At 39.9% G+C, this 26,581-nt stretch carries 27 protein-coding genes and 1 riboswitch; of the genes, 25 read left to right on the plus strand and 2 right to left on the minus strand.

All coding sequences use genetic code 11. The features are described 5' to 3' along the window. Window positions 1-122: 122 nt before the first annotated feature. From ruvA to oppF, 7 genes are all read left to right on the plus strand, one after another. Window positions 123-731, plus strand: a complete 609-nt coding sequence (gene ruvA / locus C5N92_RS07760; RefSeq protein ID WP_111750274.1) for a Holliday junction branch migration protein RuvA — start codon at window positions 123-125, stop codon at window positions 729-731. Window positions 732-752: 21 nt separating this feature from the next. Beyond that, window positions 753-1,751 carry a Holliday junction branch migration DNA helicase RuvB gene (gene ruvB, locus C5N92_RS07765; RefSeq protein ID WP_111750275.1) on the plus strand — a complete coding sequence of 333 codons (999 nt, stop codon included), beginning with the start codon at window positions 753-755 and terminating at the stop codon, window positions 1,749-1,751. A gap of 198 nt (window positions 1,752-1,949) precedes the next feature. Beyond that, on the plus strand, window positions 1,950-3,587 hold the full coding sequence (locus tag C5N92_RS07770; protein WP_111750276.1) for an ABC transporter substrate-binding protein: 1,638 nt from the start codon (window positions 1,950-1,952) through the stop codon (window positions 3,585-3,587). A gap of 98 nt (window positions 3,588-3,685) precedes the next feature. After that, the gene (gene oppB / locus C5N92_RS07775) at window positions 3,686-4,609 is read left to right on the plus strand and encodes an oligopeptide ABC transporter permease OppB (protein ID WP_111750277.1); all 924 of its coding nucleotides are present in this window, start codon (window positions 3,686-3,688) and stop codon (window positions 4,607-4,609) included. A 12-nt stretch (window positions 4,610-4,621) separates the two neighbouring features. Further along, window positions 4,622-5,539, plus strand: a complete 918-nt coding sequence (oppC, locus tag C5N92_RS07780; RefSeq protein ID WP_111750278.1) for an oligopeptide ABC transporter permease OppC — start codon at window positions 4,622-4,624, stop codon at window positions 5,537-5,539. Window positions 5,540-5,547: 8 nt separating this feature from the next. Then, entirely contained in the window at window positions 5,548-6,531 is a 984-nt protein-coding gene (gene oppD / locus C5N92_RS07785) for an ABC transporter ATP-binding protein (RefSeq protein ID WP_111750279.1), read from the plus strand. Next, window positions 6,528-7,523: a murein tripeptide/oligopeptide ABC transporter ATP binding protein OppF gene (gene oppF, locus C5N92_RS07790; protein ID WP_111750280.1), complete on the plus strand. Its 996-nt coding sequence runs from the start codon at window positions 6,528-6,530 to the stop codon at window positions 7,521-7,523. Before oppD ends, oppF begins: the two co-directional genes overlap by 4 nt. Before the next feature lie 65 nt (window positions 7,524-7,588). On the opposite strand, the gene C5N92_RS07795 is transcribed toward oppF, so the two are convergent. Continuing rightward, window positions 7,589-8,956: an alanine/glycine:cation symporter family protein gene (locus C5N92_RS07795; RefSeq protein ID WP_111750281.1), complete on the minus strand. Its 1,368-nt coding sequence runs from the start codon at window positions 8,954-8,956 to the stop codon at window positions 7,589-7,591. A gap of 104 nt (window positions 8,957-9,060) precedes the next feature. Continuing rightward, window positions 9,061-9,166: riboswitch (glycine riboswitch) on the minus strand. Between the two features lie 249 nt (window positions 9,167-9,415). On the opposite strand from C5N92_RS07795, the gene hemC reads away from it, so the two are divergent. Genes hemC through C5N92_RS07815 form a run of 4 tightly spaced genes read left to right on the plus strand, consistent with a single transcriptional unit; the run spans window position 9,416 to window position 13,771 of the window. Then, window positions 9,416-10,345, plus strand: coding sequence for a hydroxymethylbilane synthase (gene hemC, locus C5N92_RS07800; protein ID WP_111750282.1), 930 nt, complete (start codon window positions 9,416-9,418; stop codon window positions 10,343-10,345). Window position 10,346: 1 nt separating this feature from the next. Continuing rightward, window positions 10,347-11,093, plus strand: a complete 747-nt coding sequence (locus C5N92_RS07805; protein ID WP_111750283.1) for a uroporphyrinogen-III synthase — start codon at window positions 10,347-10,349, stop codon at window positions 11,091-11,093. Between the two features lie 27 nt (window positions 11,094-11,120). After that, entirely contained in the window at window positions 11,121-12,503 is a 1,383-nt protein-coding gene (locus C5N92_RS07810; protein WP_111750284.1) for a uroporphyrinogen-III C-methyltransferase, read from the plus strand. 11 nt (window positions 12,504-12,514) lie between these two features. Next, on the plus strand, window positions 12,515-13,771 hold the full coding sequence (locus C5N92_RS07815) for a heme biosynthesis protein HemY (RefSeq protein WP_111750285.1): 1,257 nt from the start codon (window positions 12,515-12,517) through the stop codon (window positions 13,769-13,771). Between the two features lie 79 nt (window positions 13,772-13,850). On the opposite strand, the gene C5N92_RS07820 is transcribed toward C5N92_RS07815, so the two are convergent. Beyond that, window positions 13,851-14,159, minus strand: a complete 309-nt coding sequence (locus tag C5N92_RS07820) for a DUF5339 domain-containing protein (protein WP_238138453.1) — start codon at window positions 14,157-14,159, stop codon at window positions 13,851-13,853. A gap of 470 nt (window positions 14,160-14,629) precedes the next feature. On the opposite strand from C5N92_RS07820, the gene C5N92_RS07825 reads away from it, so the two are divergent. The 14 genes from C5N92_RS07825 to C5N92_RS07890 all read left to right on the plus strand — a co-directional run bounded on the left by C5N92_RS07825 (window position 14,630) and on the right by C5N92_RS07890 (window position 26,541). Continuing rightward, window positions 14,630-16,180: a cytochrome ubiquinol oxidase subunit I gene (locus C5N92_RS07825; protein ID WP_111750287.1), complete on the plus strand. Its 1,551-nt coding sequence runs from the start codon at window positions 14,630-14,632 to the stop codon at window positions 16,178-16,180. A 13-nt stretch (window positions 16,181-16,193) separates the two neighbouring features. Continuing rightward, window positions 16,194-17,342 carry a cytochrome d ubiquinol oxidase subunit II gene (gene cydB / locus C5N92_RS07830; protein WP_111750288.1) on the plus strand — a complete coding sequence of 383 codons (1,149 nt, stop codon included), beginning with the start codon at window positions 16,194-16,196 and terminating at the stop codon, window positions 17,340-17,342. 11 nt (window positions 17,343-17,353) lie between these two features. Then, on the plus strand, window positions 17,354-17,452 hold the full coding sequence (locus C5N92_RS07835; protein WP_005619000.1) for a CydX/CbdX family cytochrome bd oxidase small subunit: 99 nt from the start codon (window positions 17,354-17,356) through the stop codon (window positions 17,450-17,452). A gap of 4 nt (window positions 17,453-17,456) precedes the next feature. Next, complete coding sequence (locus tag C5N92_RS07840; RefSeq protein WP_111750289.1) at window positions 17,457-17,744, plus strand: cyd operon YbgE family protein; 288 nt, start codon at window positions 17,457-17,459, stop codon at window positions 17,742-17,744. 174 nt (window positions 17,745-17,918) lie between these two features. Then, window positions 17,919-18,314, plus strand: coding sequence for a tol-pal system-associated acyl-CoA thioesterase (gene ybgC / locus C5N92_RS07845; protein ID WP_111750290.1), 396 nt, complete (start codon window positions 17,919-17,921; stop codon window positions 18,312-18,314). Window positions 18,315-18,337: 23 nt separating this feature from the next. Further along, the gene (gene tolQ, locus C5N92_RS07850; protein ID WP_111750291.1) at window positions 18,338-19,018 is read left to right on the plus strand and encodes a protein TolQ; all 681 of its coding nucleotides are present in this window, start codon (window positions 18,338-18,340) and stop codon (window positions 19,016-19,018) included. A gap of 69 nt (window positions 19,019-19,087) precedes the next feature. Beyond that, entirely contained in the window at window positions 19,088-19,528 is a 441-nt protein-coding gene (tolR, locus tag C5N92_RS07855; RefSeq protein ID WP_111750292.1) for a colicin uptake protein TolR, read from the plus strand. Window positions 19,529-19,546: 18 nt separating this feature from the next. Further along, complete coding sequence (gene tolA, locus C5N92_RS07860) at window positions 19,547-20,785, plus strand: cell envelope integrity protein TolA (RefSeq protein ID WP_111750293.1); 1,239 nt, start codon at window positions 19,547-19,549, stop codon at window positions 20,783-20,785. Window positions 20,786-20,803: 18 nt separating this feature from the next. Beyond that, window positions 20,804-22,090 carry a Tol-Pal system beta propeller repeat protein TolB gene (tolB, locus tag C5N92_RS07865; protein ID WP_111750294.1) on the plus strand — a complete coding sequence of 429 codons (1,287 nt, stop codon included), beginning with the start codon at window positions 20,804-20,806 and terminating at the stop codon, window positions 22,088-22,090. Between the two features lie 18 nt (window positions 22,091-22,108). Beyond that, window positions 22,109-22,570: a peptidoglycan-associated lipoprotein Pal gene (pal, locus tag C5N92_RS07870; RefSeq protein ID WP_111750295.1), complete on the plus strand. Its 462-nt coding sequence runs from the start codon at window positions 22,109-22,111 to the stop codon at window positions 22,568-22,570. A gap of 142 nt (window positions 22,571-22,712) precedes the next feature. Next, window positions 22,713-23,573, plus strand: coding sequence for a co-chaperone DjlA (gene djlA, locus C5N92_RS07875; protein ID WP_111750296.1), 861 nt, complete (start codon window positions 22,713-22,715; stop codon window positions 23,571-23,573). Continuing rightward, window positions 23,573-24,196: a DUF2238 domain-containing protein gene (locus C5N92_RS07880; protein ID WP_111750297.1), complete on the plus strand. Its 624-nt coding sequence runs from the start codon at window positions 23,573-23,575 to the stop codon at window positions 24,194-24,196. The genes djlA and C5N92_RS07880 overlap by 1 nt, the downstream gene beginning before the upstream one ends. A gap of 16 nt (window positions 24,197-24,212) precedes the next feature. After that, on the plus strand, window positions 24,213-25,169 hold the full coding sequence (gene dusC / locus C5N92_RS07885; RefSeq protein ID WP_111750298.1) for a tRNA dihydrouridine(16) synthase DusC: 957 nt from the start codon (window positions 24,213-24,215) through the stop codon (window positions 25,167-25,169). A 331-nt stretch (window positions 25,170-25,500) separates the two neighbouring features. Further along, window positions 25,501-26,541, plus strand: coding sequence for a YcjF family protein (locus C5N92_RS07890; RefSeq protein ID WP_111750299.1), 1,041 nt, complete (start codon window positions 25,501-25,503; stop codon window positions 26,539-26,541). The last annotated feature ends 40 nt before the right edge of the window (window positions 26,542-26,581 follow it).

Genomic DNA, 26,581 nt, shown 5'->3' on the forward strand with positions numbered 1-26,581 from the left:
TCTAAAGCGGACGATATGTCCGCTTTCTTTTTGCAAAAAATTCACACAATCTCACCGCTTGCTCTGTTATTTTATCCAGTTTTCCGCTATGCTTACATCTTTCTTATTCATGGATAAATCAAATGATCGGACGACTTCACGGCAAAATTATCGAAAAATCACCGCCTGAAATGGTGCTTGATGTACAAGGCGTTGGCTATGAATTATTGTTACCAATGACAAGTTTTTATAGCCTTCCTGCTGTAAATGAAGAAGTAACTATTTTTACACACTTGGTTGTACGAGAAGATGCGCATCTGCTTTTCGGTTTTGCGCAGAAACAAGATAGAACCTTATTCCGTGAATTAATCAAAACCAATGGTGTTGGACCGAAACTTGCCCTTGCAATTTTATCGGCAATGTCTGTTTCCCAATTTGCCACCGCCGTTGAGCAAGAAGAATTGGCGAAGTTAACCAAAATTCCAGGGATTGGGCGTAAAACTGCAGAGCGTTTATTGGTTGAACTGAAGGGTAAATTTAAAGGTATGGCTCAAAGTGATTTCTTTGTAGAACAATCTTCAGAGACTCATATTGTTGCATCTGAAAGTAACGATCCTGCAACGGAAGCAGCGGAAGCATTGGTCGCTTTAGGCTATAAACCTGCTGATGCCGAGAAGATGATTAAGAAACTCAATAAATCAGGCATGACAAGCGAACAGCTTATTCGAGAAGCGTTAAAAAATGCGTTATAAATTTCGGGCATAAATTGAAATATGATAGAAGCAGATAGAATTATTAGCGCATCCGCTAAAAATGAAGACGAAACCATAGACAGAGCGATTCGCCCGAAGCTACTTGCCGATTATGTCGGGCAGCCTTCTGTGCGAGAGCAGATGGAAATTTTTATCAAGGCAGCCAAATTGCGTAATGATGCCTTGGATCACTTATTGATTTTTGGTCCACCGGGGTTAGGCAAAACGACCTTAGCTAATATTATTGCCAATGAAATGGGGGTAAATATTCGCACAACGTCAGGTCCTGTCTTGGAAAAAGCCGGTGATTTAGCGGCAATGCTGACCAATCTTGAGCCTTATGATGTGCTGTTTATTGATGAAATCCATCGTCTTTCGCCTGCCATTGAAGAAGTGCTTTATCCTGCTATGGAAGATTATCAGCTTGATATTATGATTGGCGAAGGTCCTGCGGCACGTTCGATTAAACTTGATCTTCCGCCATTTACTCTCGTTGGCGCAACAACCCGTGCGGGTTCTTTGACTTCGCCTTTACGTGACCGCTTTGGGATTGTGCAACGCCTTGAGTTTTATTCCGTAGAAGATTTGACTTCTATTGTCAGCCGTAGTGCGAACTGCCTGAATTTAAATCTTTCTCCTGATGGTGCATTTGAAATCGCTCGTCGCTCACGTGGTACGCCACGTATTGCCAACCGTTTATTGCGCCGTGTGCGAGATTTTGCTGATGTGCGTAACAACGGCGTGATTTCCTCTGACATTGCTAAACAAGCTTTGACGATGTTAGATGTGGATTCAGAAGGCTTTGATTTTATGGACAGAAAGCTACTTTCTGCGGTCATTGAACGCTTTGACGGCGGACCTGTCGGGCTAGATAATCTTGCTGCCGCTATCGGTGAAGAGCGAGATACGATTGAAGATGTGCTTGAGCCTTATTTAATTCAGCAAGGCTTTTTACAACGCACGCCACGAGGGCGAATTGCGACCTCTCGAACTTATAGCCATTTTGGTTTATCAAAATAGATTGAGCATAGACAAGCGGGATGATTTTTGCAAAAAATTCCAAAAATCATTCCGCTTGTTTTTTATCCAAAATAGAAAGATTTCTTGATATAACTCACATATCTAAAAATTACTTTGTTTGATCTTTAACAAAAACTTTACAAATATGATTTTTTGCGATACTAATTAATTCTCACAACATTCTACGGAGACATTTCTATGCAAACAATCTTTACCCGTTCTTTACTGGCAAGTGCCATTGCACTTGGCCTTTCTGTTTCTGCTTTTGCAGCAAAAGTACCGGAAGGTACGGTGCTTGCAGATAAGCAAGAGATTATTATTAATAACAGTTCTGAGCCATCAAGTTTTGACCCGCATAAAACAGAAGGCGTACCAGAAGCTCAGGTTTCTTATCAATTACTTGAAGGGTTAGTTACGAAAGATTCCGATGGTAATGTCATTCCAGGTATGGCTGAAACGTGGAAAAATTCAGATGATTTCAAAACGTGGACATTTAATTTGCGCAAAGATGCGAAATGGTCAAATGGCGATCCAGTGACTGCGCACGATTTTGAATTTTCCCTTAAGCGTTTAGGCGATCCAAAAACCGCTTCTCCTTATGCAAGCTACTTAAACTATCTCCAAGTTGAAAATGCACAAGACATCATTGATGCGAAAAAAGCACCAAGCGAATTAGGTGTGAAAGCGTTAGATGATTACACGTTAGAAATCAAATTAAGTAATCCAGTGCCTTATTTGGTGGATATGATGACGCACCAAACCATGTTACCAGTGCCAAAAGCAGTAGTTGAAAAACTTGGTGATGCTTGGGTGAAAAAAGAAAATTATGTGGGTAATGGCGCATATAAATTAGCCGATCACGTTATCAACGAAAAAATCGTATTTGAACGTAATCCACTTTACTGGAATGACAAAGAAACTGTGATCAATAAAGCCACTTTCTTAATGATTCCAAACTCAAGCACAGACGTTCAACGTTACCGTGCAGGTGATTTACACATCACAAGCTATGCGTTACCGCCTGAGCAGTTCCCAACCTTGAAAAAAGAGCTTCCAAACGAAGTGTTTGTCACTCGTACCCTTTCAACTTATTACTACGAGCCAAACAACGAGAAAGCACCATTTAACGACGTGCGTGTACGTAAGGCGTTAAACCTTGCATTAGATCGTAGTATTATTACGGATAAGGTATTAGGTCAAGGGCAAACACCAACCTACGTGTTTACACCGCCATACATTACCGAAGGTCATTTAATTCAGCAACCTGAATATTCAAAACAAGATATGAAGGAACGTAAAGCTGAAGCGATTAAATTGTTAGAAGAAGCTGGTTTTAGCAAAGCGAATCCATTGAAATTCACGCTTTTATATAACACCAACGAAAACCACAAAAAAGTGGCGATTGCAACGCAATCTATCTTAAAACAAAATACGAATGGTTTAGTGGATATCAAGCTTGAAAACCAAGAGTGGAAAACTTTCTTGGATACTCGCCGTGCAGGCAACTACGATGTAGCTCGTGCAGGTTGGGCGGCTGACTATAACCAAGCATCAACTTTCGGTAAATACTTCTTATCTAACTCAAGTAACAATACCGCTCGTTATAAGAGTGCAGCTTATGATGCAGAAATCAACGCAGCATACAAAGCAGGCAGTGCAGAAGAGCGTGCGGCAGCTTATGCGAAAGCAGAAGAGCAGTTAGCGAAAGACTTTGCGATCATTCCTATTTATAACTACGTTAACCCACGTTTAGTCAAACCATTCGTGAAAGGTTATGCGGGTAAAGATCCGCAAGATGATATTTTATTAAGAAACTTATATATCATTAAACAATAATGCTTTACAAGCGGTGGGATTTTCTTAGAAATTTGCAAATTTTCAGGGAAATCTGACCGCTTGTTTTTATTTATAAGTGTGGATTGGAGAATTTACCTATGTTGAAGTTTATTGTGAAAAGGATTTTGGAAGCCATACCGACGCTTTTCATTTTAATCACATTTTCATTCTTCCTAATGCGTCTTGCCCCGGGTAGCCCTTTTACATCTGAAAGAGCTTATCCGCCTGAAGTCATGGCAAATATTGAAGCGAAATATCACTTAAATGAACCTTTGTATAAACAGTATTTTATTTATTTAGAAAACTTATCTAAAGGGGATTTTGGGCCGTCTTTCAAATATAAAGACCAAACCGTTAACGATTTAATTGCCTCTGCCTTCCCTGTTTCGATTAAATTAGGCGTGGTGGCATTTATTTTTGCAGTGACTTTAGGATTATTAGCGGGAACCGTTGCCGCCTTGAAGCAGAATAGCAGGTGGGACTATATTGTGATGTCCTTTGCAATGACGGGGGTGATTATGCCAAGTTTCGTCTTTGCACCGTTATTAGTGCTTGTTTTTGCGATTTATCTTAAATGGTTGCCAGCAGGTGGTTGGAACGGCGGGCAGCTTTATTATATGGTCTTGCCGGTGTTGTCGCTCACCATTGCGTATGTCGCAGGGATTGCGCGTATTACCCGTGGCTCAATGATTGAAGTATTACACTCTAACTTTATCCGTACCGCAAAAGCAAAAGGCTTACCACTCAGCCGTATTATTTTCAAACATGCGTTGCGTCCAGCGTTATTGCCTGTGATTACATATTTAGGACCTGCTTTCGTCGGGATCATTACGGGCTCAATGGTAATTGAGAGTGTGTTTGGATTACCAGGTATCGGGCAACTATTCGTTAACGGTGCGTTAAACCGTGATTACTCTTTAGTATTAAGTTTAACGATTTTGGTCGGCACATTAACCATCACATTCAATGCGATTGTGGATATTCTTTATGCCGTTATTGATCCGAAAATTCGTTATTCATAAGGAGTCTGTGAGATGTTAAATAACAAAAAGAATCAAGAACTTGTGGATAAGCTGGCAGAACAAAATGCAGAATTGATTTTAGAAGGGCGTAGCCTTTGGCAAGATGCTCGTCGCCGTTTCTTTCGCAATAAAGCGGCGGTTGCCAGCCTTATTATTCTCTTTTTTGTGGTGCTTTTTATTACCTTTGCACCGATGTTAATGCCATTTAGCTATGAAGATACCGACTGGAATATGATGAGTGCCGCACCTGATATGGAATCGGGTCACTATTTCGGTACAGACGCATCAGGGCGTGACTTGCTTGTCCGTATTGCAATCGGCGGTCGAATTTCTCTGATGGTCGGGATTGCAGGGGCATTAATTGCCGTGGTTATCGGCACGATCTACGGGGCGATTTCAGGTTATGTTGGCGGAAAAGTCGATATGATGATGATGCGTTTCCTTGAAATTTTAGGTTCTTTCCCGTTTATGTTCTTTGTGATCTTATTGGTCACCTTCTTCGGTCAAAATATTTTATTGATCTTCGTTGCCATCGGGATGATCGCATGGTTAAGCCTTGCCCGTATTGTGCGTGGACAAACCTTGAGTTTGAAAAACAAAGAGTTTATTGAAGCGGCAATTGTCTGTGGTGTACCAAAACGCCAAATCATTTGGAAACATATTATTCCAAACGTGTTAGGCATTGTGGTGGTTTATGCTTCTCTTGAAGTGCCGTCGTTGATCTTATTTGAATCCTTTTTAAGTTTCTTAGGATTGGGGACGCAAGAGCCAATGAGTAGCTGGGGCGCATTATTAAGCGACGGCGCAGCACAAATGGAAACTTCGCCGTGGTTATTAGCCTTCCCTGCGTTTTTCCTGTGTTTAACCTTATTCTGTTTTAACTTTATCGGCGACGGTCTGCGTGATGCGCTCGATCCAAAAGATAGATAGGAGATCTCATGTCAGCAATAAATCATTTACTTTTAGACGTGCAAGATCTGCGTGTCAATTTTAAAACGCCCGATGGTATGGTGACCGCCGTAAACGATCTGAATTTTACCTTAGATGCAGGTGAAACTTTAGGCATCGTTGGCGAATCAGGTTCAGGCAAATCCCAAACCGCCTTCGCTCTTATGGGCTTATTAGCCGCTAATGGTATCGTTTCAGGCTCCGCAAAATTCCGTGGCAAAGAGTTGGTGAATTTACCTACGTCGGAATTAAATAAAATCCGAGCCAATGAAATTGCCATGATCTTCCAAGACCCGATGACATCGCTCAATCCCTATATGAAAGTTGGCGATCAGTTGATGGAAGTGTTAATGCTACACAAAGGGTTAAGTAAAGAAGCGGCGTTTAATGAATCTGTGAAAATGCTTGATGCGGTAAAAATGCCCGAAGCGAAAAAAAGAATGGGTATGTACCCGCATGAATTTTCAGGCGGTATGCGTCAGCGTGTAATGATCGCGATGGCGTTGCTTTGTCGCCCGAAATTGTTGATCGCCGATGAACCGACAACCGCATTAGATGTGACCGTTCAAGCACAAATTATGACCTTGTTAAATGAACTGAAGCGTGAATTTAACACAGCAATTATTATGATTACCCACGATTTAGGTGTGGTCGCAGGTATTTGTGACAAAGTCTTGGTGATGTACGCTGGACGTACTATGGAATACGGCACGGCAGATCAAATTTTCTATCACCCGACTCACCCGTATTCTATCGGCTTAATGGACGCAATACCACGTTTGGACGGCAATGCAGAAACCTTGGTAACAATTCCGGGCAATCCGCCAAACTTATTACAACTGCCAAAAGGTTGTCCGTTCTCACCACGTTGTAAACACTTTACGAAACAATGTTTAGTAGCCCCTAAATTGGAACGTTTGAGTGACGATCGTCTGCGTAACTGTTGGATTCCTGTGGAGAAGTTTGCACTATGAGCGAAAATATGACAGAGAAAAAATTGATCCTTGAAGTGAGCAATTTGGATGTTAACTTCAAAATTAAAGATAAAAAAGCCCTCTTTTTTGCCAAACCGCAAACACTCAAAGCTGTGAATAATGTTTCGTTTAAACTTTATGAAGGCGAAACCTTAGGTGTGGTGGGGGAATCAGGTTGTGGTAAATCGACCCTTGCCCGCGCCATTATCGGCTTAGTGGAGTCATCGGCGGGTAATATCGTATGGCTAGGTAAAAATTTAAGTCATCAATCGAAAGCGGAATGGAAAAACACCCGTAAAGATATTCAGATGATTTTCCAAGATCCGTTGGCGTCATTGAATCCACGCATGAACATCGGTGAAATCATTGCGGAGCCGTTGAAAATCTATCAACCGCATTTAACCGCGGAAGAAGTGAAAGATCGTGTACAAGCGATGATGATGAAGGTTGGTTTATTACCAAACTTAATCAACCGCTATCCGCACGAGTTTTCAGGCGGTCAATGTCAACGTATCGGTATTGCCCGTGCATTGATTATTGAGCCGAAAATGATCATCTGTGATGAACCTGTGTCGGCGTTGGATGTATCCATTCAAGCACAAGTGGTTAACCTGCTGAAATCTCTACAAAAAGAGATGGGATTATCGTTGATCTTTATCGCACACGATTTAGCGGTGGTTAAACATATTTCCGATCGTGTATTGGTGATGTATTTGGGTAATGCCGTGGAGTTAGGGACAGATGAAGAAGTCTATAACCACACGAAGCACCCTTATACCAAAGCTTTGATGTCTGCGGTGCCGATTCCTGATCCAAAATTGGAACGCAATAAAGAAATTCAGCTATTGGAAGGGGATTTACCATCGCCGATTAACCCGCCGTCAGGCTGTGTATTCAGAACACGCTGCCCGATTGCTGATGAAAATTGTGCGAAAGAAAAACCAGTACTGAAAGGCAACGACAGCCATTTTGTTGCGTGCTTTAAAGTCTAATAACAAGCGGTCGGATAGGTAAAATATTTTGCAAATCCGACCGCTTGCTTCTCTTAAGAATAAAGTTATTCAACTAACCCTTTCTTTAATCTCTCAAAATAACTTCTTGTTTCTTCAATAACGACATGACGTAAAGCAACTAATGCGACTAAGTTAGGGAATGCCATTAAGCCGTTCACAATGTCAGCGATAGTCCAAATCGTACTTAATTTAATAAATGGTGCAACAGCAATCAGTGCAATAAAAGCAAGACGATAGAATTTAATCCATTTCGTTCTGCCACCTGTTAAATAAACAAAGCAACGTTCGCCATAATAGCACCAGCCCAAAATAGTCGTGAAGGCAAAGAAAACTAAACTTACTGTCACAATAACTGCGCCAATAGAACTACCCAATCCTTCTGAGAAAGCTAAGTTAGTTAATTTTGCCCCTTCGGTAGAACCACTCCAAACGCCTGTTAATACAATGACTAAGCCCGTCATTGTACAGACGATGATCGTGTCTAAAAAGGTACCTGTCATGGAGATTAAGCCTTGGCGTACAGGCTCTTTTGTATGTGCGGCTGCGGCAGCAATAGGTGCTGAACCTAAACCTGATTCATTTGAGAAAATACCACGAGCCACACCCGCTTGAATGGCTTGCATTACAGTGAAGCCGACAATACCACCAAGCGCTGCTTGAGGGTTAAAAGCTGCATGAATAATCAAACTAATCGTTTCAGGAATTTTGTCTACATTGATAACTAAAATGAGAACAGATGCCGTAACATAGCTGATTGCCATAAATGGCACGATCACCATCGAAATTTTAGAAATACGTTTTACTCCACCGAGCGTAATGGCCGCCACCATTAATGTTAGAACTATAGAAGTAAGCGTAATTGGTAAACTAAATGTATCTTCTAAAGCGGTAGTAATACCATTTATTTGTGGGAATGTACCGATACCAAATAAAGCTACCATAACACCGAAAATAGCGAATAATTTAGCAAGCCATTTCCATTTTTGTCCCATTCCCAATTCAATGTAATACATTGGTCCACCGGCGATAAAACCATCTTTATCTTTAGTACGAAATTTTAAGGCAAGTAAGCATTCAGCGTATTTGGTTGCCATACCAAAAAGGGCAATGATCCACATCCAAAAGACTGCGCCAGGTCCACCAGCTTGGATTGCTGTTGCAACGCCAACGATATTCCCAGTACCAATAGTTGCTGCAAGAGCAGTGGATAGAGCAGCAAAAGCGGAAATATCGCCTGATTGCTGTTCGCCTTTTTCTCGCTTAAACATATAGGAAAATGCGCGGGGGAGACTGAAAAATTGAATGAGCTTTAATTTCAAAGTGAAATAAATACCTACACCTGAAATAAGAATGAGTAGGGGCGGTCCCCAAACGATGCTGTTAATATTGTTTAGAATGGTGTCGATTGACATGATTAATTCCTCGTAAAAACTTCTTACAAGGAAAGAAAAGTCACCAAGACAATCGGTCAGATTTTGCAAAAAATTTGCAAAATGTTACCGCTTGTATCCCTGTACTTTTCTCCCCTGTCCTTTTGCCTGAGCGTTTCACATTGCTGTTTGCGCCTTCGGCGGTCATTTTCTGTGTGAATATACAGATTGACTCTCTCCAAGGGTTCGTCCAATAGCTGTCCTCGCTGTCGCACCTGAAAGATTTTACCTCGTCGGTGTAGAGTTAATTCCCTACTCTCCAGCTATCTTCATCCGAACTATCTTCTTCATATTAAGAAGGGCGCAAATTCTAACAATTTTTAGTTGGGAGTCAATGGGAATTAATGGAAAAATCAATGATAAATCTACGTAATATTTTGGCAGATGCTATAAAAAGTGATAGGATATACATCATTTTCATGGTAGATAAAAGTATAAAAAATGAAAGAAATTCTACGCATTGCAACGCGCCAAAGCCCATTGGCTCTTTGGCAAGCCAATTTTGTTAAAGACGCATTGGAACAGCGTTTCCCACAATTATCTGTCGAATTAGTTACCATGGTAACGAAGGGCGATATCATCTTAGACACACCGCTTGCTAAAATCGGTGGTAAAGGTCTTTTTGTTAAAGAATTAGAATTAGCATTATTGGAAAATCGAGCGGACATTGCGGTTCATTCAATGAAAGATGTTCCGATGGAATTTCCTGAAGGCTTAGGATTAGCGGTGATTTGTGAACGCGAAGATCCGAGAGATGCTTTCGTTTCAAATAAATATCAAACCCTTGCGGAGTTACCAGAAGGTGCTGTTGTTGGAACCTCTAGCTTACGTCGTCAATGTCAATTAATGGCTAAATACCCACATTTACAGATCAAATCTTTACGTGGCAATGTTGGAACACGTTTAAGCAAATTAGATAATGATGAATACGATGCGATTATTTTGGCTTCAGCGGGCTTGATTCGTTTAGGGTTGTCAGAGCGAATCCGCAGTTTTATTTCTGTCGAAGACTCTTTGCCTGCTTGTGGACAAGGCGCTGTAGGTATTGAAACTCGTATTAATGATGAACGAGTATTATCTTATCTTGCAGAGTTAAACCATGAACCGACCGCTTGTTGTGTGATGGCAGAGCGTGCAATGAATACGCGTTTACAAGGTGGCTGCCAAGTTCCAATTGGTGGTTATGCTGTGCTAGATGGCGATGAAATTGAATTAAATGCATTAGTCGGTGCCTTAGATGGCTCACAAATTATTCGAGCATCAGCAAAGGGCAACGTGAAAAATGCCGAAGTTTTAGGGATTGAAGTCGCTGAAAGTTTACTTGCTAATGGCGCAGATGAGATTCTGAAAGCAGTTTATCAAAGCGAATAAGATGAATGTATTAGTAACTCGCCCCGATCAGCGTGGTGCCCAATTGGTTGAACTATTAGCAGAACAAAATATTTTTGCGCTGCATCAACCTTTGTTTTCTGTTATACCAGGCAGAGAATTACCGCAATTACCCTCAGCAGTGGCTCGGTTAAATCGTGGCGATTACGTGTTTGCAGTATCTAAAAATGCAGTGGATTTTGCAAGGGATACTCTTAAGGAAACAGGCTTTCATTGGCGTAATGATTTAAATTATTTTGCGGTAGGACAAGGAACGGCGCAATATTTTAGTTCACAGATAGAACAGAATGTGATTTATCCGATAGAATCGGAAAATAGTGAAGGTTTACTTGCATTGCCTGAAATGCAAGACTTGATTGGTAAGAGCATACTTATTCTACGAGCAGATTCAGGTCGGGAACTCTTCCCTGAACAAGCAAGTTTAAGAGGCGCTCAAGTTCAAATTTTAGAATGCTATCAGCGTATTATTGAGCCAGATTTATCTGAGCAAATAAGTTTATCAAAGCGTATTGGTGTTGATGTCATTGTCGTTACTAGTGGTGAAAGTTTACTAACGCTTTTTGAACAAACTGCAGAGAGTGAACGAAATTGGTTATTTGAATGTCGTTTAGTGGTTGTTGGGCAACGTATTGCAAAGTTAGCAATAAAATTAGGTTGGCAGCCAAAAGCTATTCAGATTTCAGATAAAGCAGATAATCAAAGCTTATTGAAATTGTTAATCAATCATTGAATTTAACTTAAAAAACAGGTGGGATTTATGTCAAAACAGACTAAAAAACAACACGCAAATGACCCCGTTATCGAAAACAAAGTAGAAACAGTTGAATCTACAGTCGATAATGATGAACAAGCGGTGAGTTCTGTTTCAGATCTTGGACAGGATATTGAAATAGAGAAAGAGAAAATCGCTGAAACAGAGATATCAGATGCTGTATCTGATGAGAAATTATTAGCAGAGAAAGATCCTAAAATGGTAGAAAAAACAAAATCTGGCGGTAAAGGTATTGCGTTACTTGCTTTATTGGTCGCTGTAGGTATTGGAGCAGCAGGTCACTTTTTTGCTAGTAATAAGTTCTCACAAGTTGAAGCACAAATTCAAACATTAGCCCAAAAATCGAATAGCTCTGTAGCCTCTGTTGAAGTACCAAATTTCGATAATGAGAGAGCTCAAATTGCAGAGTTAGTTTCTAATTATCAAAAATCCTTATCTCGTGTTGAACAATTAGAACGTGAACAAGCGAGTTATACACAGCAAATCAACGTATTAAAAGATCAAATTCAAAAATTAGGGGCTGGTCCAAAAACAGATCAGTCAGAGTGGTTGCTTTCAGATGCCGATTTCTTGCTAAATAATGCGCTACGTAAAGTTGTTTTAGATAATGATATTGATACTGCTCGTAGTCTATTAATTGAAGCAGATAATGTATTAAGTCAGGTTTCCGATACCCGTGTGCTTTCTGTTCGTGATGCGATTAAAAATGATCTCAATCAGTTAGCAAGCGTGAATAAAGTCGATCAAAATAACTTAATGCAACGTTTAGCACAACTTGCAAATCAAGTAGATGATATGCCAATTCTTCCACCAGAAGATGAAACAAATGATACAGATAGTGGCGAAGTGAGTGGTTCTATTGAAGATTGGCAGAAAAATATTGAGAAAAGTGCAGATTCATTCTTAAATCACTTTATCCGTATCAGCGATAAAGCTGTTGCGAATGAAAAAGCCTTTATTGCACCAAATCAAGAAATTTATTTGCGTGAGAATATTCGTCTTCGTTTACAAATTGCGATTTTGACGATTACTCGCCAACAAAATGAATTGTATAAGCAATCTCTTGAAGCTGTCAGTTCATGGGTAAGAAGTTATTTTGATGTACAAAATGACCAAGTAAAAGCATTCTTAAAAGAAGTTGATGATTTAATTGAGCAATCTATCTATATTGATGCGCCAAGTCGTTTACAAAGTTTAGGTTTGTTAGATCAATTATTGAATAAAGCGCCACAACCTATTGGTAAAATTCAAATTGATGAAGATAAATCATTAGAACAGCTTAGCGTTAAGCCTGAAGCTTCTCCAGTAGAGCAGTCGACACAGGAACCTGCTGCGTCTGAACCAAAATCTACTACAGAGCAACCATAAGGAGATAGATTATGTTTCGAGTTCTCTTTTTAATGCTACTGGTTTTAGCAGGATTAGTATTGGCACCTTATATTTCAGGGCATCAGGGCTATGTTCGCATTGAAACCGCGGGTAAAGTAATTGAAATGAGCCTTGTGATGTTAGTGATTTTCTTTGCCGTTGCCATGGCCGTTGTGTATGGTTTGGAATGGATTTTACGTCGTTTCTTTGGATTAAGCCGCGGAGCATATCAGTGGTTTGGAAATCGTAAACGTAAGCAAGCACAGCAACAAACATTAGAAGGCTTAATGAAAATGACAGAAGGGGATTATTCTAAAGCTGAAAAATTGATTGCGAAAAATGCGAAACATTCAGACGAGCCAGTGCTTAACTTTATTAAAGCAGCAGAAGCGGCTCAACAGCGTGGTGATGAGCTAAGTGCGAATAAACATTTGATTGAAGCGGCAAAAGTAGCTGGTCCAAATAGTGTTGCGGTTGAATTAGCTCGTACACGTATTCTTTTACAGCAAGGTAAATTACCAGCAGCACGCAGTGCCGTAGATAGTTTATTGATTTTGGCTCCGAATAATACGGAAGCGTTACGTCTAGCAATTGAGATTTATCGTAAGTCAAAAGCTTATAATGCGTTAGATGACATACTTGAACAAATTGGTCAACGTAGTTTCCTTTCTGTCAGTGAATATGAATCACTTGAACGTGAAGTGGATGACGGTCTGCTTGATGAAATTATGAATGAAGATGGTCAAGAAGGCTTATTAAAATGGTGGGATAATCAACCAAGTCGTCGCCGTCGTTCTGTTTATGTTCGCGTTGGTTTGATTAAACGTTTGATTGATACGGATGATCATGTATCTGCAGAAGCATTAGCGCTTGAAACGGTGAAGAAATTCCAAGATGAGCAACTTGATCTTCTTTACCCAGAATTAACTCGTTTACAAGTGGATGAAGCGAGTAAATTGTTAAAACTCTTAATGAAACGTAGTGATAAGGCACCAGAAAATTATAAAGATGATTATGCAAGAGTGCTTGGCTATATTTATGTGAGAGAAGGACGCTTTAATTTAGCTAAGCCATATTTTGTTCAGTTGCTAGATCATAAAGAGTGTGTAAATAAAGATCGTATTATGGCACTTTATGTGGCAGAGCAAACAAATGATTTTGAGCTAGTTAATCGCTTAAAAGCAGAAAATCTGAAGGAAGTGAATGTTGATGTACAAGCGGTGCAAACAGAGCCTGTTTTAGCACTACCAGAAGAAATCAATAAATAGAACATTAAAATCCTACTGCAAAGTAGGATTTTTTATAAGAAAAAAGCTGAATTCCAAAACGGGATTCAGCTTCTTCATTTTAGTTATTGATATTACTTTGCTTTAAATGACTTAAGGCTACAAGACCTTTGTCACAGCTTTTTTCTTGTAGAGCAATATCCATTTTTAAGATTTGCTGTTTTGAAGATGATAACTTATTTTTCATCTTCTGCATTTGTGTATGTGTGCCGGGTTGTTTTTCCGCATCAGCAACTAATCTATCAATTTCTTTAAACATCTGTTGGCACTGCTGTGGTAATTTACCGCTAGATTGAGCCTTAGCAATTGAAAGAGAAGATGTTTTCAATTCAGTTGCTGAACCATTTATTGCAACGAGTAAAGGAGCCATTGCAATAATTATTGAACGTAAAAGAGATATTTTCATCGTTTTCCTAATGGTTAGTTAAACTGTTTGATAAAAGATTACACATATTAACATAATTAAAAAGGATTCGTCACGATTTATTTAGATCGACAGGGATCTTAAATTGTAAATAGTTTGTTAAATATGCTTGATTTTTTATAAGATGCTATATTGATAGTCTTGGATATAGGGAATTTTACGCTAGAATAACTTGATTTATATCAAGTAGATATTTAGATCAAGTTTATATTTTTTAAATGTTTAGCTCTAAAATGTGATCAATGTAATAATTTTGCTATTTTTTATTTGTCTATTTACGAGTAAAATAGTTCCTTGACATTATTGCTATTTATTAGTCTTGGAATTAATAACTATGCAAAAACAATGTTGATTGGGGGATTACTTGGCATTCTTGTAATCAATAATTCAGACTTGTATATACAAAGAGGTTTGAGATGTTAGACGTTGTTGAACTCTCACGTTTGCAGTTTGCATTAACTGCTCTCTATCACTTCTTGTTTGTACCTCTTACATTAGGTCTTTCTTTTGTCCTTGTGGTGATGGAAACGCTTTATGTAACAACAGGTAAAGAAGTGTATAAGGATATGACCAAGTTCTGGGGTAAGTTATTTGGTATTAACTTTGCTCTAGGGGTAACGACAGGGATTACAATGGAATTCCAATTCGGTACTAACTGGTCATATTATTCTCATTATGTAGGTGATATCTTCGGGGCTCCATTAGCTATTGAAGGCTTGATGGCGTTCTTCTTAGAATCAACCTTTATTGGTCTTTTCTTCTTCGGTTGGGATCGTTTATCAAAAGGTAAACATTTATTAACTACTTTTGCAGTCGCATTTGGTTCTAACTTCTCTGCATTATGGATCTTGGTTGCGAATGGTTGGATGCAAAACCCTGTCGCTTCTGAATTTAATTTTGAAACTATGCGAATGGAAATGGTAAGTTTCTCTGAACTTGTACTTAATCCAGTAACACAATCAAAATTCTTACATACTGTAAGCGCAGGTTATACTTGTGGGGCTATCTTTGTTTTAGGTATTAGTGCTTACTATATCTTAAAAGGTCGTGATTTAGGCTTTGCTCGTCGTTCATTCTCCGTAGGGGCAAGCTTCGGTTTAGTAGCGATCATCTCTGTATTAATTATGGGAGATGAATCAGGCTATGAAATCGGTAAAGCTCAACCAGTAAAATTAGCGGCAATGGAAGGGGAATTTGAAACTCACCCTGCACCAGCTGCGTGGAATGCCTTTGTGATTCCAAATACCGCTGAAATGAAAAATGAGCTAGCGATTGCTGTGCCTTATGCAGCAGGTATCATCGCAACACGTTCTTTTGACAAGGAAATCAAAGGCTTAAAAGATCTTCGTGAAGAGAATGTTCAACGTGTTCGTAATGGTATGGTGGCTTACGGCTTATTAGAAAAACTTCGTTCAGGCAACTATACTGCGGAAGATAAAGAAGCATTCAAAGCGGTACAAAAAGATCTTGGCTTTGGTTTATTGTTAAAACCATATACAGACAAAGTCGTTGATGCAACGGAAGAACAAATTGCAAAAGCTGCAGCAGATACTATCCCGAATGTAGGTCCTACTTTCTGGTCATTCCGTATTATGATGGCAGCTGGTGGTTTAATGCTACTTCTCATCATTTCAGCCTTTGTACAAAACGTTCGTGGTACTGTTGGATCAAAACCGATTTTACTTAAAGCATTATTATGGGGTATTCCACTTCCATGGATTGCAATTGAAAGCGGTTGGTTCTTAGCAGAATACGGTCGTCAGCCTTGGGCAGTATATGAAGTATTGCCAACAGGAGTAGCTAACTCTGCATTAACAGTGGCAGATCTTTGGATCTCTATCGGCTTACTCTGCGGTTTATATACCATTTTCTTGGTAGTAGAAATGTATTTAATGTTCAAATATGGTCGTCTTGGCCCAAGTGCATTAAAAACAGGTCGTTATCACTTTGAACAATCTGCGAAATAAGTAGGAGTAAAATATGTTAGATTATGAAGTTCTACGCTTTATTTGGTGGATTTTAATCGGTGTTTTATTAATCGGTTTTGCGATTACCGATGGTTTTGATATGGGGGTTTTAACCCTATTACCAGTTGTAGGTAAAAGCAACGTTGAACGCCGAGTCATGATTAACTCGATTGCTCCGCACTGGGATGGTAACCAAGTTTGGTTATTAACTGCAGGTGGTGCGATCTTTGCTGCGTGGCCAACGGTTTACGCTGCGTCTTTCTCTGGTTTCTATTTAGCGATGGTTTTAGTGCTAGCGGCGTTATTTTTCCGTCCAGTTGGCTTTGAATACCGTGCGAAAATTGACGATCAAAAATGGCGTAATGCGTGGGACTGGGGTTTATTTGTGGGTGGTTTCGTGCCATCACTGATTTTCGGTGTGGCATTCGGTAACTTATTACAAGGCGTACCTTTCCACTTCAACGAGTTAAATCAGGTTACTTACGAAGGCTCAACCCTTTGGAAATTATTAAGCTTGTTAAATCCATTCGCCTTACTTTGCGGTGTGGTGAGCTTAATGATGCTGACAACACAAGGTGCAACGTGGTTACAAATGAAAACCACAGGCGAATTGCGTAACCGTGTAAGAAATGTGGCTCAAGTGACCGCTTTAGTTGCTCTAGGTGCATTCTTACTTGCAGGTGTGTGGGTTTACTTCAAAGAAGGCTTTGTCATTACCAGTGCATTAGATCACAACGGTCAATCCACTTTAGTGAACAAAACTGTTGTGTTAGAAACAGGTGCGTGGTTCAAAAACTACTTTGAAATGCCAGTGCTTTTCATCATTCCAGCATTAGCGGTGATCGGTGCATTAGGTACTGTTGTTAGCTCTAAGGCGAATAATGGTGGACTTGCGTTCTTATCTTCATCAATTATGCAAGCAGGCGTGATTTTGACTGCTGGTGTGGCAATGTTCCCATTTGTTATGCCATCAATCACTCACCCAGAAATGAGTTTGACAATGTGGGATGCAACAGCAAGCCATAATACTTTAACAGTCATGTTTATTGTTGCATGTATCTTTGTTCCGCTTGTATTGAGCTATACAGTTTGGACTTACTTCAAAATGTTTGGTCGTCTTGACGCTAAATATATTGAAGAGAAAAGTGCAAGCCTATACTAAGGAGAGCCATTATGTTTTATGTAACTTGGGTACTTGGTGTTTTACTTGCTATCTTGTTTGCAACAGTAATCACTGTAAGCATTGAAAAAACAGGTAAATTTGACGAGTAATGAGATGATTAATTCACTCTATCAACTCACAAGAAAGGGCTGGCTAAAAGCCCTTTCTTTTATCTTGTCCATAGCTATGGTGGCAATGATTTTGCTTAATGCAAATACCTTCGCTCTATATTTTGGCGGAGAGATCCCTTTTTTAGTATTACTTGTTTTTTACGGGATGCTGATTTTATTTGTTCATGGATTTGGTTTTGAGCTTAATGCTAGTTTGTGGCAGATCATTTTTTTACCATTATTAGGTTATGCGATTATTATTCCATCCTTAGTTATTTTAACTATTTTTTGAATTTCTCATCAGAGCTTACAAGAAGTAAGCTCTTATTCTTTTTTATATTCACTTATTACATATTTTCATTGAAAAGTACTTGCACAACGATTTTACTCTCTCTAAAATGGCAGGCAATTTACGCCTAGTTTTTGGGCGTTTTTTCTTTTTTGAAAAAGATTGGGAACAATTATTGTGGACTTTCCTATTCGGGTGTATTACGAAGATACGGATGCGGGTGGAGTAGTATACCATGCTCGCTATTTACATTTCTTTGAAAGAGCAAGAACAGAATTTCTACGTCAATTGGGGTTTTCTCAGCAAGAATTGTTAGCCGAGTCGCTAGCTTTTGTTGTTAAAAAGATAGATATTGACTATAAGATCCCTGCTCATTTAGATGATTTATTGAATGTAGAAACAACAATATCTGAACTAAAAGGCGCTAAAATAGTCTTTCATCAACAGCTATGGCGAAATAAAGAGTGCTTAACTGAAGCATCGGTTACGGTCGCATCTGTTGATCTAAAAAAAATGAAGCCTATTGCCATTCCTGCAGATATCAAACAGGCTTTTCAACAAATCGCAATTTAATATTTTTATTTTGGAGTTATTCAATGGCAACTGAATTTAATTTAGTTTCATTATTTATGGAAGCAAGTATAGTAGTTAAGTTAGTTATCCTGATTTTAATTGCATTCTCTGTGTTATCTTGGGCCGTTATTATTCAGCGTAGTAGTGTATTAACGAGAGCAAAAAAAGACTCTTTAGCCTTTGAAGATCGTTTTTGGTCTGGTGAAGACTTACATCGTTTACATGAAGGTTTAGAGAATCGTCGAGATGGTTTAAGTGGCTCGGAGCAAATTTTCTATGTTGGATTTAAAGAGTTTAATCGTTTACAGCAAGCAAATCCAGACTCACCAGAATCTATCATCCAAGGTTCTAGTCGTGCGATGAATCTTGCTTTAAATCGTGAAGTTGAAGGGTTAGAAAATTACATTCCATTCTTAGGAACAGTAGGTTCTATTAGTCCGTATATTGGTCTATTCGGTACTGTATGGGGAATTATGCACTCATTCATGGGATTAAGTGCAGTAAAACAAGCAACATTACAATCTGTTGCGCCGGGTATCGCAGAAGCGTTAATTGCAACAGCTATTGGTTTATTTGCTGCAATCCCTGCAGTTATGGCTTATAACCGTTTGAATTTAAGAGTGGGCAAATTAGAACAAAATTATGTGAATTTCATTGATGAGTTCACTACGATTTTACATCGCCAAGCATTTGCGAAAAAATAATTTGTAAATTTTCAGCAGGATCTTACCGCTTGTAAGATCCTTTATAAATTGTATAGATAAGAGGAAACCATGTCTTACCGTCGTCGTAAACGTAATGACATTAAATCTGAAATTAATATCGTTCCTTTTTTGGACGTATTACTTGTATTACTACTGATTTTTATGGCTACAGCTCCAATTATTAGCCAAAGTGTTGAAGTGGAATTACCAGAAGATCGTCATAGTCAGTCAGTTTCTAATGAAGATAAAACACCTGTCATTTTAGAAATTTCAGGAGTGGCAGAATATAAGCTAAAAATTGATGGAAATTATATTCAAGAGAACCAACAAGAACATTTAACTGAACAAGATGTTATTGCCTACGCTGGAGAAGCCTTCCAGAAAGATAATAATACATTGTTTTTAGTTGCTGGTGGAAAAGATGTTCCTTATGAAGAAGTAATGAAAGGAATTTCATTATTGAAAGATGCAGGCATCAAATCAGTAGGTTTAATGACTGAAGGTAAGTAATACTAGCGAGGATGATACGTGAAATCTCAAAATGATAGGCTAGAACTTGCTGTAATTGTCTCAGTTTTATTGCATTTACTGCTGATGGGACTTCTAATCTTGGGATCATTATTTACTAAAACTACTCTACCATCAGCTGGAGGTAGTGGTGGAGATAGCGAATCTTTAGATGCAGTTATGGTTGATACAGGGCAGGTTGCTGCAGAATATGGACGATTAAAAGCAGAAAAGCAGGGTAGTAAAGCGGTAAAGGTTGAACCTAAAGAAGAAATTAAGGAAGAAACTAAAGAGCAAGAACCTACACCTATTGAAATTGCAGAGCAGCAGGCTAAAGAAAAAGCAATTCAGATAGCTCAACAAAAGCAGCAGGAAGAAAAGCGTCTAAAAGAAGAGCAACGTAGACAAGAGCTGGCGAAACAGGAGCAAATTAAACAAGAGCAACTGAAGAAACAGCAAGAAGAAGCGACGCAACGTAAGTTAGCTGAAGCGGCTAAATTGAAGGCAGATGCTGAAGCAAAACGTTTAGAAGCCTTAGCAAAACAAGCGGAAGAAGAGAAAAAGCTTAAAGAAGAGCAAAAAAGGCTAGAGCAACAGAAGTTAAAAGAGCAGGAACTCGCTAAAGCTCAAGCAGAAAAAGCTGAAAAACAAAAAGCAGAAAAGGAAGCTAAGGAAAAAGCTGCGAAGGAAGCGAAAGCGAAGGCTGAGAAGGAAGCAAAAGAGAAAGCTGAGAAGGAAGCCAAAGCTAAGGCAGATAAAGAAGCTAAGGAGAAAGCAGCGAAGGAGGCTAAAGCCAAGGCAGAGAAAGAGGCTAAGGAAAAAGCTGCGAAGGAAGCGAAAGCACAGCAAGCTAAAAATAACAAAGCCCTAGATGATTTCTTAAATGGGGGAGACATTGGTGGAAATGCTAGTAAAGGTGGGAATAAAAATAGTACTGGCTCTCAAGGAAGCGGTGGAACATCAGGCTTAGGACAAGGGGCAAATGTTGACGGTAGTGCTTATGGACAACGAATTAAGAAATTAATTCAATCTAAATATCGTGTGGACCCAAGTTTTGCAGGTAAACAGTGTGATGTGAAGATTTTCTTAGAACGTGATGGTACTATTCGAAACTATCAGGTTGTTTCTGGTGATAAAGAAGTGTGTGATGCTGCTGTGAGTGCAATTGTTGCAACTCGTAAAGTACCACCAGCTCCTTCAGATGCGGTATATCAACAATATAAATCTCCAACACTAGATTTTAGTTTAAAAGTTAAATAATCAACCGAGAGGGTTAAAATGAAATTAGTATCTCGTTTAACGAGTGTAATTGGTACAATTAGTTTACTTTTTTCTGTAACTGCAAAAGCAGAATCAGATGTAAGAATTGCCATTGATCAAGGCGTAAGTATGGCACAACCTATAGCGGTTGTTCCATTTAAAGCAACGGGTGGTGTACCAGCAGATGTTGCTCAGATTGTAGCTGATGATTTACGTAACAGCGGTAAATTTACGCCATTAGATAGAGCGAGTTTACCTGCTCAACCAGGTTCTGCTACAGAAGTTAATTCTGAACAATGGACGAATATTGGTATTGATAATATTATTGTAGGTCAAGTATCCCCTGCTGGCAGTGGTTATAATGTGGCTTATCAACTTATTGATACTTTAGGCACATCAGGTAGTGCTGGTAATGTAATCGCTCAAGGTGCTTTTAATGTTTCTGCAGCCCAAATTCGTTTAGGTGCACATACAGTAAGTGACCAAGTATTTGAAAAATTAACGCAAATTCGTGGTGCTTTTAGAACAAAAATTGCTTATGTAGTACAGCGTGGTGTATCATCTTATGAATTACGTGTTTCAGATTATGATGGTTTTAACGCATTTACTGTGGTAAAAAGTAAAGAACCATTAATGTCTCCAGAATGGTCACCAGATGGTTCAAAATTGGCTTATGTAACTTTTGAGAATAAAAAATCTCAAGTTGTTGTTCATGATATTCGCTCTGGTAGTCGTAAAGTTGTCGGAGCATTAAAAGGTCATAATGGTGCTCCATCATTCTCACCAGATGGTTCAAGAGTGGCATTTGCTTCTAACCAAGATGGTTTATTAAATATTTATGTAACAGGTGTGGGCGGTGGCTCACCAAAACAGTTAACCAGTAACGCAGGAAATAATACCGAACCAAGCTGGTCTCCAGATGGCGGCTATATCCTGTTTACGTCAGACCGTGGTGGGCAACCACAAGTTTATCAAATGAGTTCATCTGGCGGTGGAGCTAGCCTAATTGGTGGCAGTGGTAGCGGCAAAATTTCGGCAGATGGCAAGAATTTAATCATGGTTTCAGGTGATCGAATTGTAAAACGTGATCTTGTTTCGGGTGGCACAGAGACAATAAGTTCAACGTTTTTAGATGAAAGTCCAAGTATTTCACCAAATGGTACCATGGTTATTTATAGCTCTACCAAAGGCGTGAGCAAAGTGCTACAATTGGTGTCCGCAGATGGCCGTTTTAAAGCTAATTTGCCGGGAGCAGGTGGACAATATAAATTCCCTGCTTGGTCACCTTATTTGACGAAACAATAATTCTTTTTGGAGAAAAAAATGAAAAAACTAGCTAAAGTTTTAATGATCGCGGCACCAGCTTTCGTTTTAGCAGCTTGCAGCAGCTCAAACGACAACGCAAGTGCAAACGCTAATGCAAATGCAGGTCAAACCTTCGGTGGTTTATCTGTTCAAGATTTACAAACTCGTTACAACACTGTGTACTTCGGTTTTGACCGTTATACAGTTGAAGGCGAATACCAACAACTTTTAGATGCTCACGCTCAATACTTAGTAGCATCACAAGGTAAAGTAACTGTTGCAGGTCATGCTGACGAACGTGGTACTCCAGAGTACAACATCGCGTTAGGTCAACGTCGTGCAGATGCAGTACAAAGCTATTTAGCAGCTAAAGGTGCTAACAATGTAGCAACAGTTTCTTACGGTGAAGAAAAACCAGCAGTATTAGGTCACACAGAAGCTGATTATTCTAAAAACCGTCGCGCAGTATTAGAGTACTAATTTTTAGTTGTCTAAAATGCTAATACATAAAGCCCCGATTTTCGGGGCTTTATTTTTTTAATTTCTTAATTATTTTTTAAGGATTTTCCGCTAAAATAGCCACCAATTTGATAAACAGTAGATAACAGAATAAGGGCAATCAATGCAATTTATTGGGAAAATTTTAGGTTTCATTTTAGGCTACAAATTCTTTGGCGGATTTTTTGGTGGCTTGTTGGGCTTGTTAATTGGACATTGGGGCGATAAAAAACTGTATGAATTAGGCAGCGTATCTTCTTCCATTTTTGGCAAAGCACTCACTCGCCAATCGCTTTTTATGCAAACTACCTTTGCTGTATTAGGGCATATTTCCAAAGCCAAAGGACGAGTGACAGAAAACGACATTCAACTGGCTCGTCAGCTAATGGCGAATATGAAATTAGATGCCAATAATCAACAGCTGGCACAAAAAGCCTTTACCTTAGGCAAAGAAGCCAATTTCCCACTACGTCAAGTCATGCAAGAGTTTCGTGAAGCTTGCGGACAACGCCGTGATTTATTGCGTTTCTTTGTGGAAGTGCAGATGCAAGCGGCTTTGCAAGACGGCAATTTAGACGGTAACGAACAGCAAATTCTCTTTACTATTGCCGAAACGCTTGGTATGTCTCGTTTGCAATTTGAGCAGATGATTGCAATGGTGGCAGCGGCTCAACGTTTCCGTTCGGGCTATTATCAATATGAACAACAAGGTTCAAGCCAACAAGGGCAATATCAAGGCGGCTACAGTGGTTATCAACGCTCAAGCGGTCCGAGCCTAAAAGATGCCTATAGCGTATTGGGTGTGTCAGAAAATGATGATCAAACAGCCGTTAAACGTGCATACCGTAAACTTATGAATGAACATCACCCTGATAAATTGGTTGCCAAAGGCTTGCCGCCTGAAATGATGGAAGTTGCGAAAGAGAAAGCACAGCAAATTCAAGCGGCTTATGATCTGATTTGTAAATCAAAAGGTTGGAAATAATGCAAACTCGTTCTCATATCATACCGCTTTTTCTAGCGATAGTGATTACTGTGATTGCCGTATGGTCTGGACTTAACCCTACCGACCGTGCCGTTTGGTATGCAGAAGTGATGCCAATTTTTGCTGTGTTTGGCTTGCTTTTGTTCACCTATCCCCGTTTTCAATTTAGCGGTTTAGCCTATTTTTTGATGTCTCTTTGGCTGATTATGCACTTGATCGGGGCAAAATATACCTTTGCTAATGTGCCATTTGATTGGGCAAATCAATATCTCACCTTTTTAGGCGAAGATCGCAACCATTTCGACCGAGTTGCCCACTATATTATCGGTTTTTACAGCTTCCCAATGACTGAATGGTTGCTGCGTAAACGTAAATGTGGCTTAGGCGTGGCATTTTTCTTCTCACTCTTTTTCATTATGTCAGTGGCGGCAGCCTATGAAATTATCGAATGGCAATATGCGGTGATCGAAGGCGGCAATGCAGGTATTGAGTTTTTAGGATCGCAAGGCGATATTTGGGACGCTCAAAAAGATATGCTTGCCGATACCTTAGGGGCAATCACAGCGTTGGTCATCTACCTTGTTGCACGCCCTGATTTGCGTTTGCGACACAATACCTACTAACAAGCGGTCAGATTTCGTGGAAAAATTACCAAAAGTCATACTTGCACCAATGCAAGGCGTGTTAGATCCTTTTGTTCGCCAATTATTAACGGCAGTGAACGAGTACGATCTCTGTATTTCCGAATTTGTGCGAGTAGTCGATCAAAAATTACCGAAAAAAACCTTTTACCGCCTTTGCCCTGAACTGCACAACAACGGCTTTACCCCGTCTGGTACACCTGTGAGAGTACAGCTATTAGGGCAGCACCCTGAATGGCTGGCGGAAAATGCCCTATTAGCCGTTGAGCTAGGTTCGCACGGTGTCGATCTGAATTGTGGTTGCCCGTCCAAAACCGTCAATGGCAGTAACGGTGGAGCGTCTCTACTCAAACAGCCCGACTTAATTTACCGAGCAACCAAAGCAATGCGAGAAGCGGTACCGAACCACTTGCCCATTTCTGTGAAAGTTCGCTTAGGTTGGGACAGTAGCGAGCAAGCCTTTGAGATTGCCGATGCGGTGGTGCAGGGCGGTGCGACAGAAATTACCGTTCACGGCAGAACCAAAACGGACGGCTATCGAGCCGAGCGGATCAACTGGCAAGCGATTGGCGAGATCCGTAAGCGCTTGCCGATCCCTGTGATTGCGAATGGCGAAATTTGGGATCACCATTCTGCAAAAAAATGTATAGAAGTGACCGCTTGTGATGCCCTAATGATCGGGCGTGGGGCGTTAAATGTGCCAAATTTAAGCAAAGTAGTGAAATATAATCAGCCGAAAATGGCGTGGAATGATGTGTTGCAACTGCTGTTCCAATATGTACATATGGAAAACGAACTCGACACAGGTTTTTACCACGTCGCTCGCATTAAACAGTGGCTACGCTATTTGGATAAAGAGTACCCAGAAGCCGTGCAACTGTTTGATATCCTTAAAACCGAGCATGGTTATGAAGGACTGAAACGCCATATTACGCAGGCGGTGTTGGATAAATAATTACATATTTTGATGGCGCACGTTTTTAACCACAACTGTTCGAAACATATAATTAATTGATTTTAAATCATTTCCTTCCCCCGTTTACGGGGGAAGGTGCCGAAGGCGGAAGGGGGGATTGCAACGAAGTTGCAACACGATCTTGCACTTATATGGCTGATCTCCCCCTCTCAGCCTTCGGCAGCTCCCCCCGCAAGCAGGGCGAGCAAACGGAAAATCAGATTAAAATCATAGTGTTATAGGTTTCAAACACTTGTGGTCACAAACGAGTGTCAGCGTACATCTATTAATAGTAGTATCAACCATTTCAGGTAAATTTATCAGGTTTAAAATGGAAAAACGCATTTTTAGTGAAGAAACTGTTGAGAAAACAGAACAACATCAGCCAAAACAAGAGTTTAATGACGCAGAAATTCGTCTTGATGATGAGCCAAAAGAAGTACAAGCAGAATTAATTATCGAAGAAACATTCAAACCTTCTCGCTTTTGGTTACGGCTGTTTTTAACGGCATTGGCGTTGTTTGGTGTGGCGACTATTGCTCAATCAATCCAGTGGTTGATTGACACTTGGCAAGCAAACCAATGGATTTATTTTGCCTTTGCGGTCGCTTTTTTCGGTGTGAGTTTGGCAGGCGTTGGAGCTGTGGTTAATGAGTGGCGGAAATTACGTTGGTTACGCAAACATCATTACAATCAGCAAGTGAGCCAGCAATTACTGCTTGAAACCACTGAAACAAGCGGTCAAAAAGCGACAGAATTTTGTCAATCGGTACTGAAAAATCTTACTCAAACACCGAGGGTTCAGCAGTCAGCACAACGTTGGCAATCACAGCTTGATGAAGCCTATAACAGTAAAGAAGTGCTGTATCTGTTCAGTGAAAATGTGCTAGTACCGATAGATAATCAAGTGAAAAAATTGATTAGCAAAAATGCCGTAGAAAATGCGGTGATTGTGGCAGTTAGCCCACTGGCATTGGTAGATATTTTAATGGTGGCGTGGCGAAACATTGCGTTGGTCAATCAAATCACTAAAGCCTATGGTATGGAATTGGGCTATATCAGCCGTTTGAAACTGTTCCGCATGGTGATGACAAATATGGTTTTTGCAGGGGCAACGGAAATTGCCAGTGATGTCGGTTTGGATTTTTTCTCACAAAATCTGACTGCTCGTTTGTCCGTCCGTGCAGCACAAGGGATTGGAGTAGGCTTACTGACCGCTCGCTTGGGGATTAAAGCGATGGAATTTTGTCGTCCTGTTACTTTCCAAGCAAATGAACGTCCAAAAATTTCTGCTGTCAGACAAGAGCTAATTGGCGTGCTGAAAGAGCGCATTTTTAGTAAAAGTAGTGAAAAAGAGAGTGAAAAAGTCTAGTTTTTGCTATATTCTGCACAGCTCCAATTAACCTTATCGT

Origin of the sequence: Glaesserella australis (assembly GCF_003260095.1) — a bacterium.
GTDB classification, from domain to species: domain Bacteria; phylum Pseudomonadota; class Gammaproteobacteria; order Enterobacterales; family Pasteurellaceae; genus Glaesserella; species Glaesserella australis.

Bases quoted from the DNA above. Each gene is read 5' to 3' on its own strand.
- ruvA (WP_111750274.1), top strand. From the start codon at position 123: ATGATCGGACGACTTCACGGCAAAATTATCGAAAAATCACCGCCTGAA.
- ruvB (WP_111750275.1), top strand. From the start codon at position 753: ATGATAGAAGCAGATAGAATTATTAGCGCATCCGCTAAAAATGAAGAC.
- C5N92_RS07770 (WP_111750276.1), top strand. From the start codon at position 1,950: ATGCAAACAATCTTTACCCGTTCTTTACTGGCAAGTGCCATTGCACTT.
- oppB (WP_111750277.1), top strand. From the start codon at position 3,686: ATGTTGAAGTTTATTGTGAAAAGGATTTTGGAAGCCATACCGACGCTT.
- oppC (WP_111750278.1), top strand. From the start codon at position 4,622: ATGTTAAATAACAAAAAGAATCAAGAACTTGTGGATAAGCTGGCAGAA.
- oppD (WP_111750279.1), top strand. From the start codon at position 5,548: ATGTCAGCAATAAATCATTTACTTTTAGACGTGCAAGATCTGCGTGTC.
- oppF (WP_111750280.1), top strand. From the start codon at position 6,528: ATGAGCGAAAATATGACAGAGAAAAAATTGATCCTTGAAGTGAGCAAT.
- C5N92_RS07795 (WP_111750281.1), bottom strand. From the start codon at position 8,956: ATGTCAATCGACACCATTCTAAACAATATTAACAGCATCGTTTGGGGA.
- hemC (WP_111750282.1), top strand. From the start codon at position 9,416: ATGAAAGAAATTCTACGCATTGCAACGCGCCAAAGCCCATTGGCTCTT.
- C5N92_RS07805 (WP_111750283.1), top strand. From the start codon at position 10,347: ATGAATGTATTAGTAACTCGCCCCGATCAGCGTGGTGCCCAATTGGTT.
- C5N92_RS07810 (WP_111750284.1), top strand. From the start codon at position 11,121: ATGTCAAAACAGACTAAAAAACAACACGCAAATGACCCCGTTATCGAA.
- C5N92_RS07815 (WP_111750285.1), top strand. From the start codon at position 12,515: ATGTTTCGAGTTCTCTTTTTAATGCTACTGGTTTTAGCAGGATTAGTA.
- C5N92_RS07820 (WP_238138453.1), bottom strand. From the start codon at position 14,159: ATGGCTCCTTTACTCGTTGCAATAAATGGTTCAGCAACTGAATTGAAA.
- C5N92_RS07825 (WP_111750287.1), top strand. From the start codon at position 14,630: ATGTTAGACGTTGTTGAACTCTCACGTTTGCAGTTTGCATTAACTGCT.
- cydB (WP_111750288.1), top strand. From the start codon at position 16,194: ATGTTAGATTATGAAGTTCTACGCTTTATTTGGTGGATTTTAATCGGT.
- C5N92_RS07835 (WP_005619000.1), top strand. From the start codon at position 17,354: ATGTTTTATGTAACTTGGGTACTTGGTGTTTTACTTGCTATCTTGTTT.
- C5N92_RS07840 (WP_111750289.1), top strand. From the start codon at position 17,457: ATGATTAATTCACTCTATCAACTCACAAGAAAGGGCTGGCTAAAAGCC.
- tolQ (WP_111750291.1), top strand. From the start codon at position 18,338: ATGGCAACTGAATTTAATTTAGTTTCATTATTTATGGAAGCAAGTATA.
- tolR (WP_111750292.1), top strand. From the start codon at position 19,088: ATGTCTTACCGTCGTCGTAAACGTAATGACATTAAATCTGAAATTAAT.
- tolB (WP_111750294.1), top strand. From the start codon at position 20,804: ATGAAATTAGTATCTCGTTTAACGAGTGTAATTGGTACAATTAGTTTA.
- pal (WP_111750295.1), top strand. From the start codon at position 22,109: ATGAAAAAACTAGCTAAAGTTTTAATGATCGCGGCACCAGCTTTCGTT.
- djlA (WP_111750296.1), top strand. From the start codon at position 22,713: ATGCAATTTATTGGGAAAATTTTAGGTTTCATTTTAGGCTACAAATTC.
- C5N92_RS07880 (WP_111750297.1), top strand. From the start codon at position 23,573: ATGCAAACTCGTTCTCATATCATACCGCTTTTTCTAGCGATAGTGATT.
- C5N92_RS07890 (WP_111750299.1), top strand. From the start codon at position 25,501: ATGGAAAAACGCATTTTTAGTGAAGAAACTGTTGAGAAAACAGAACAA.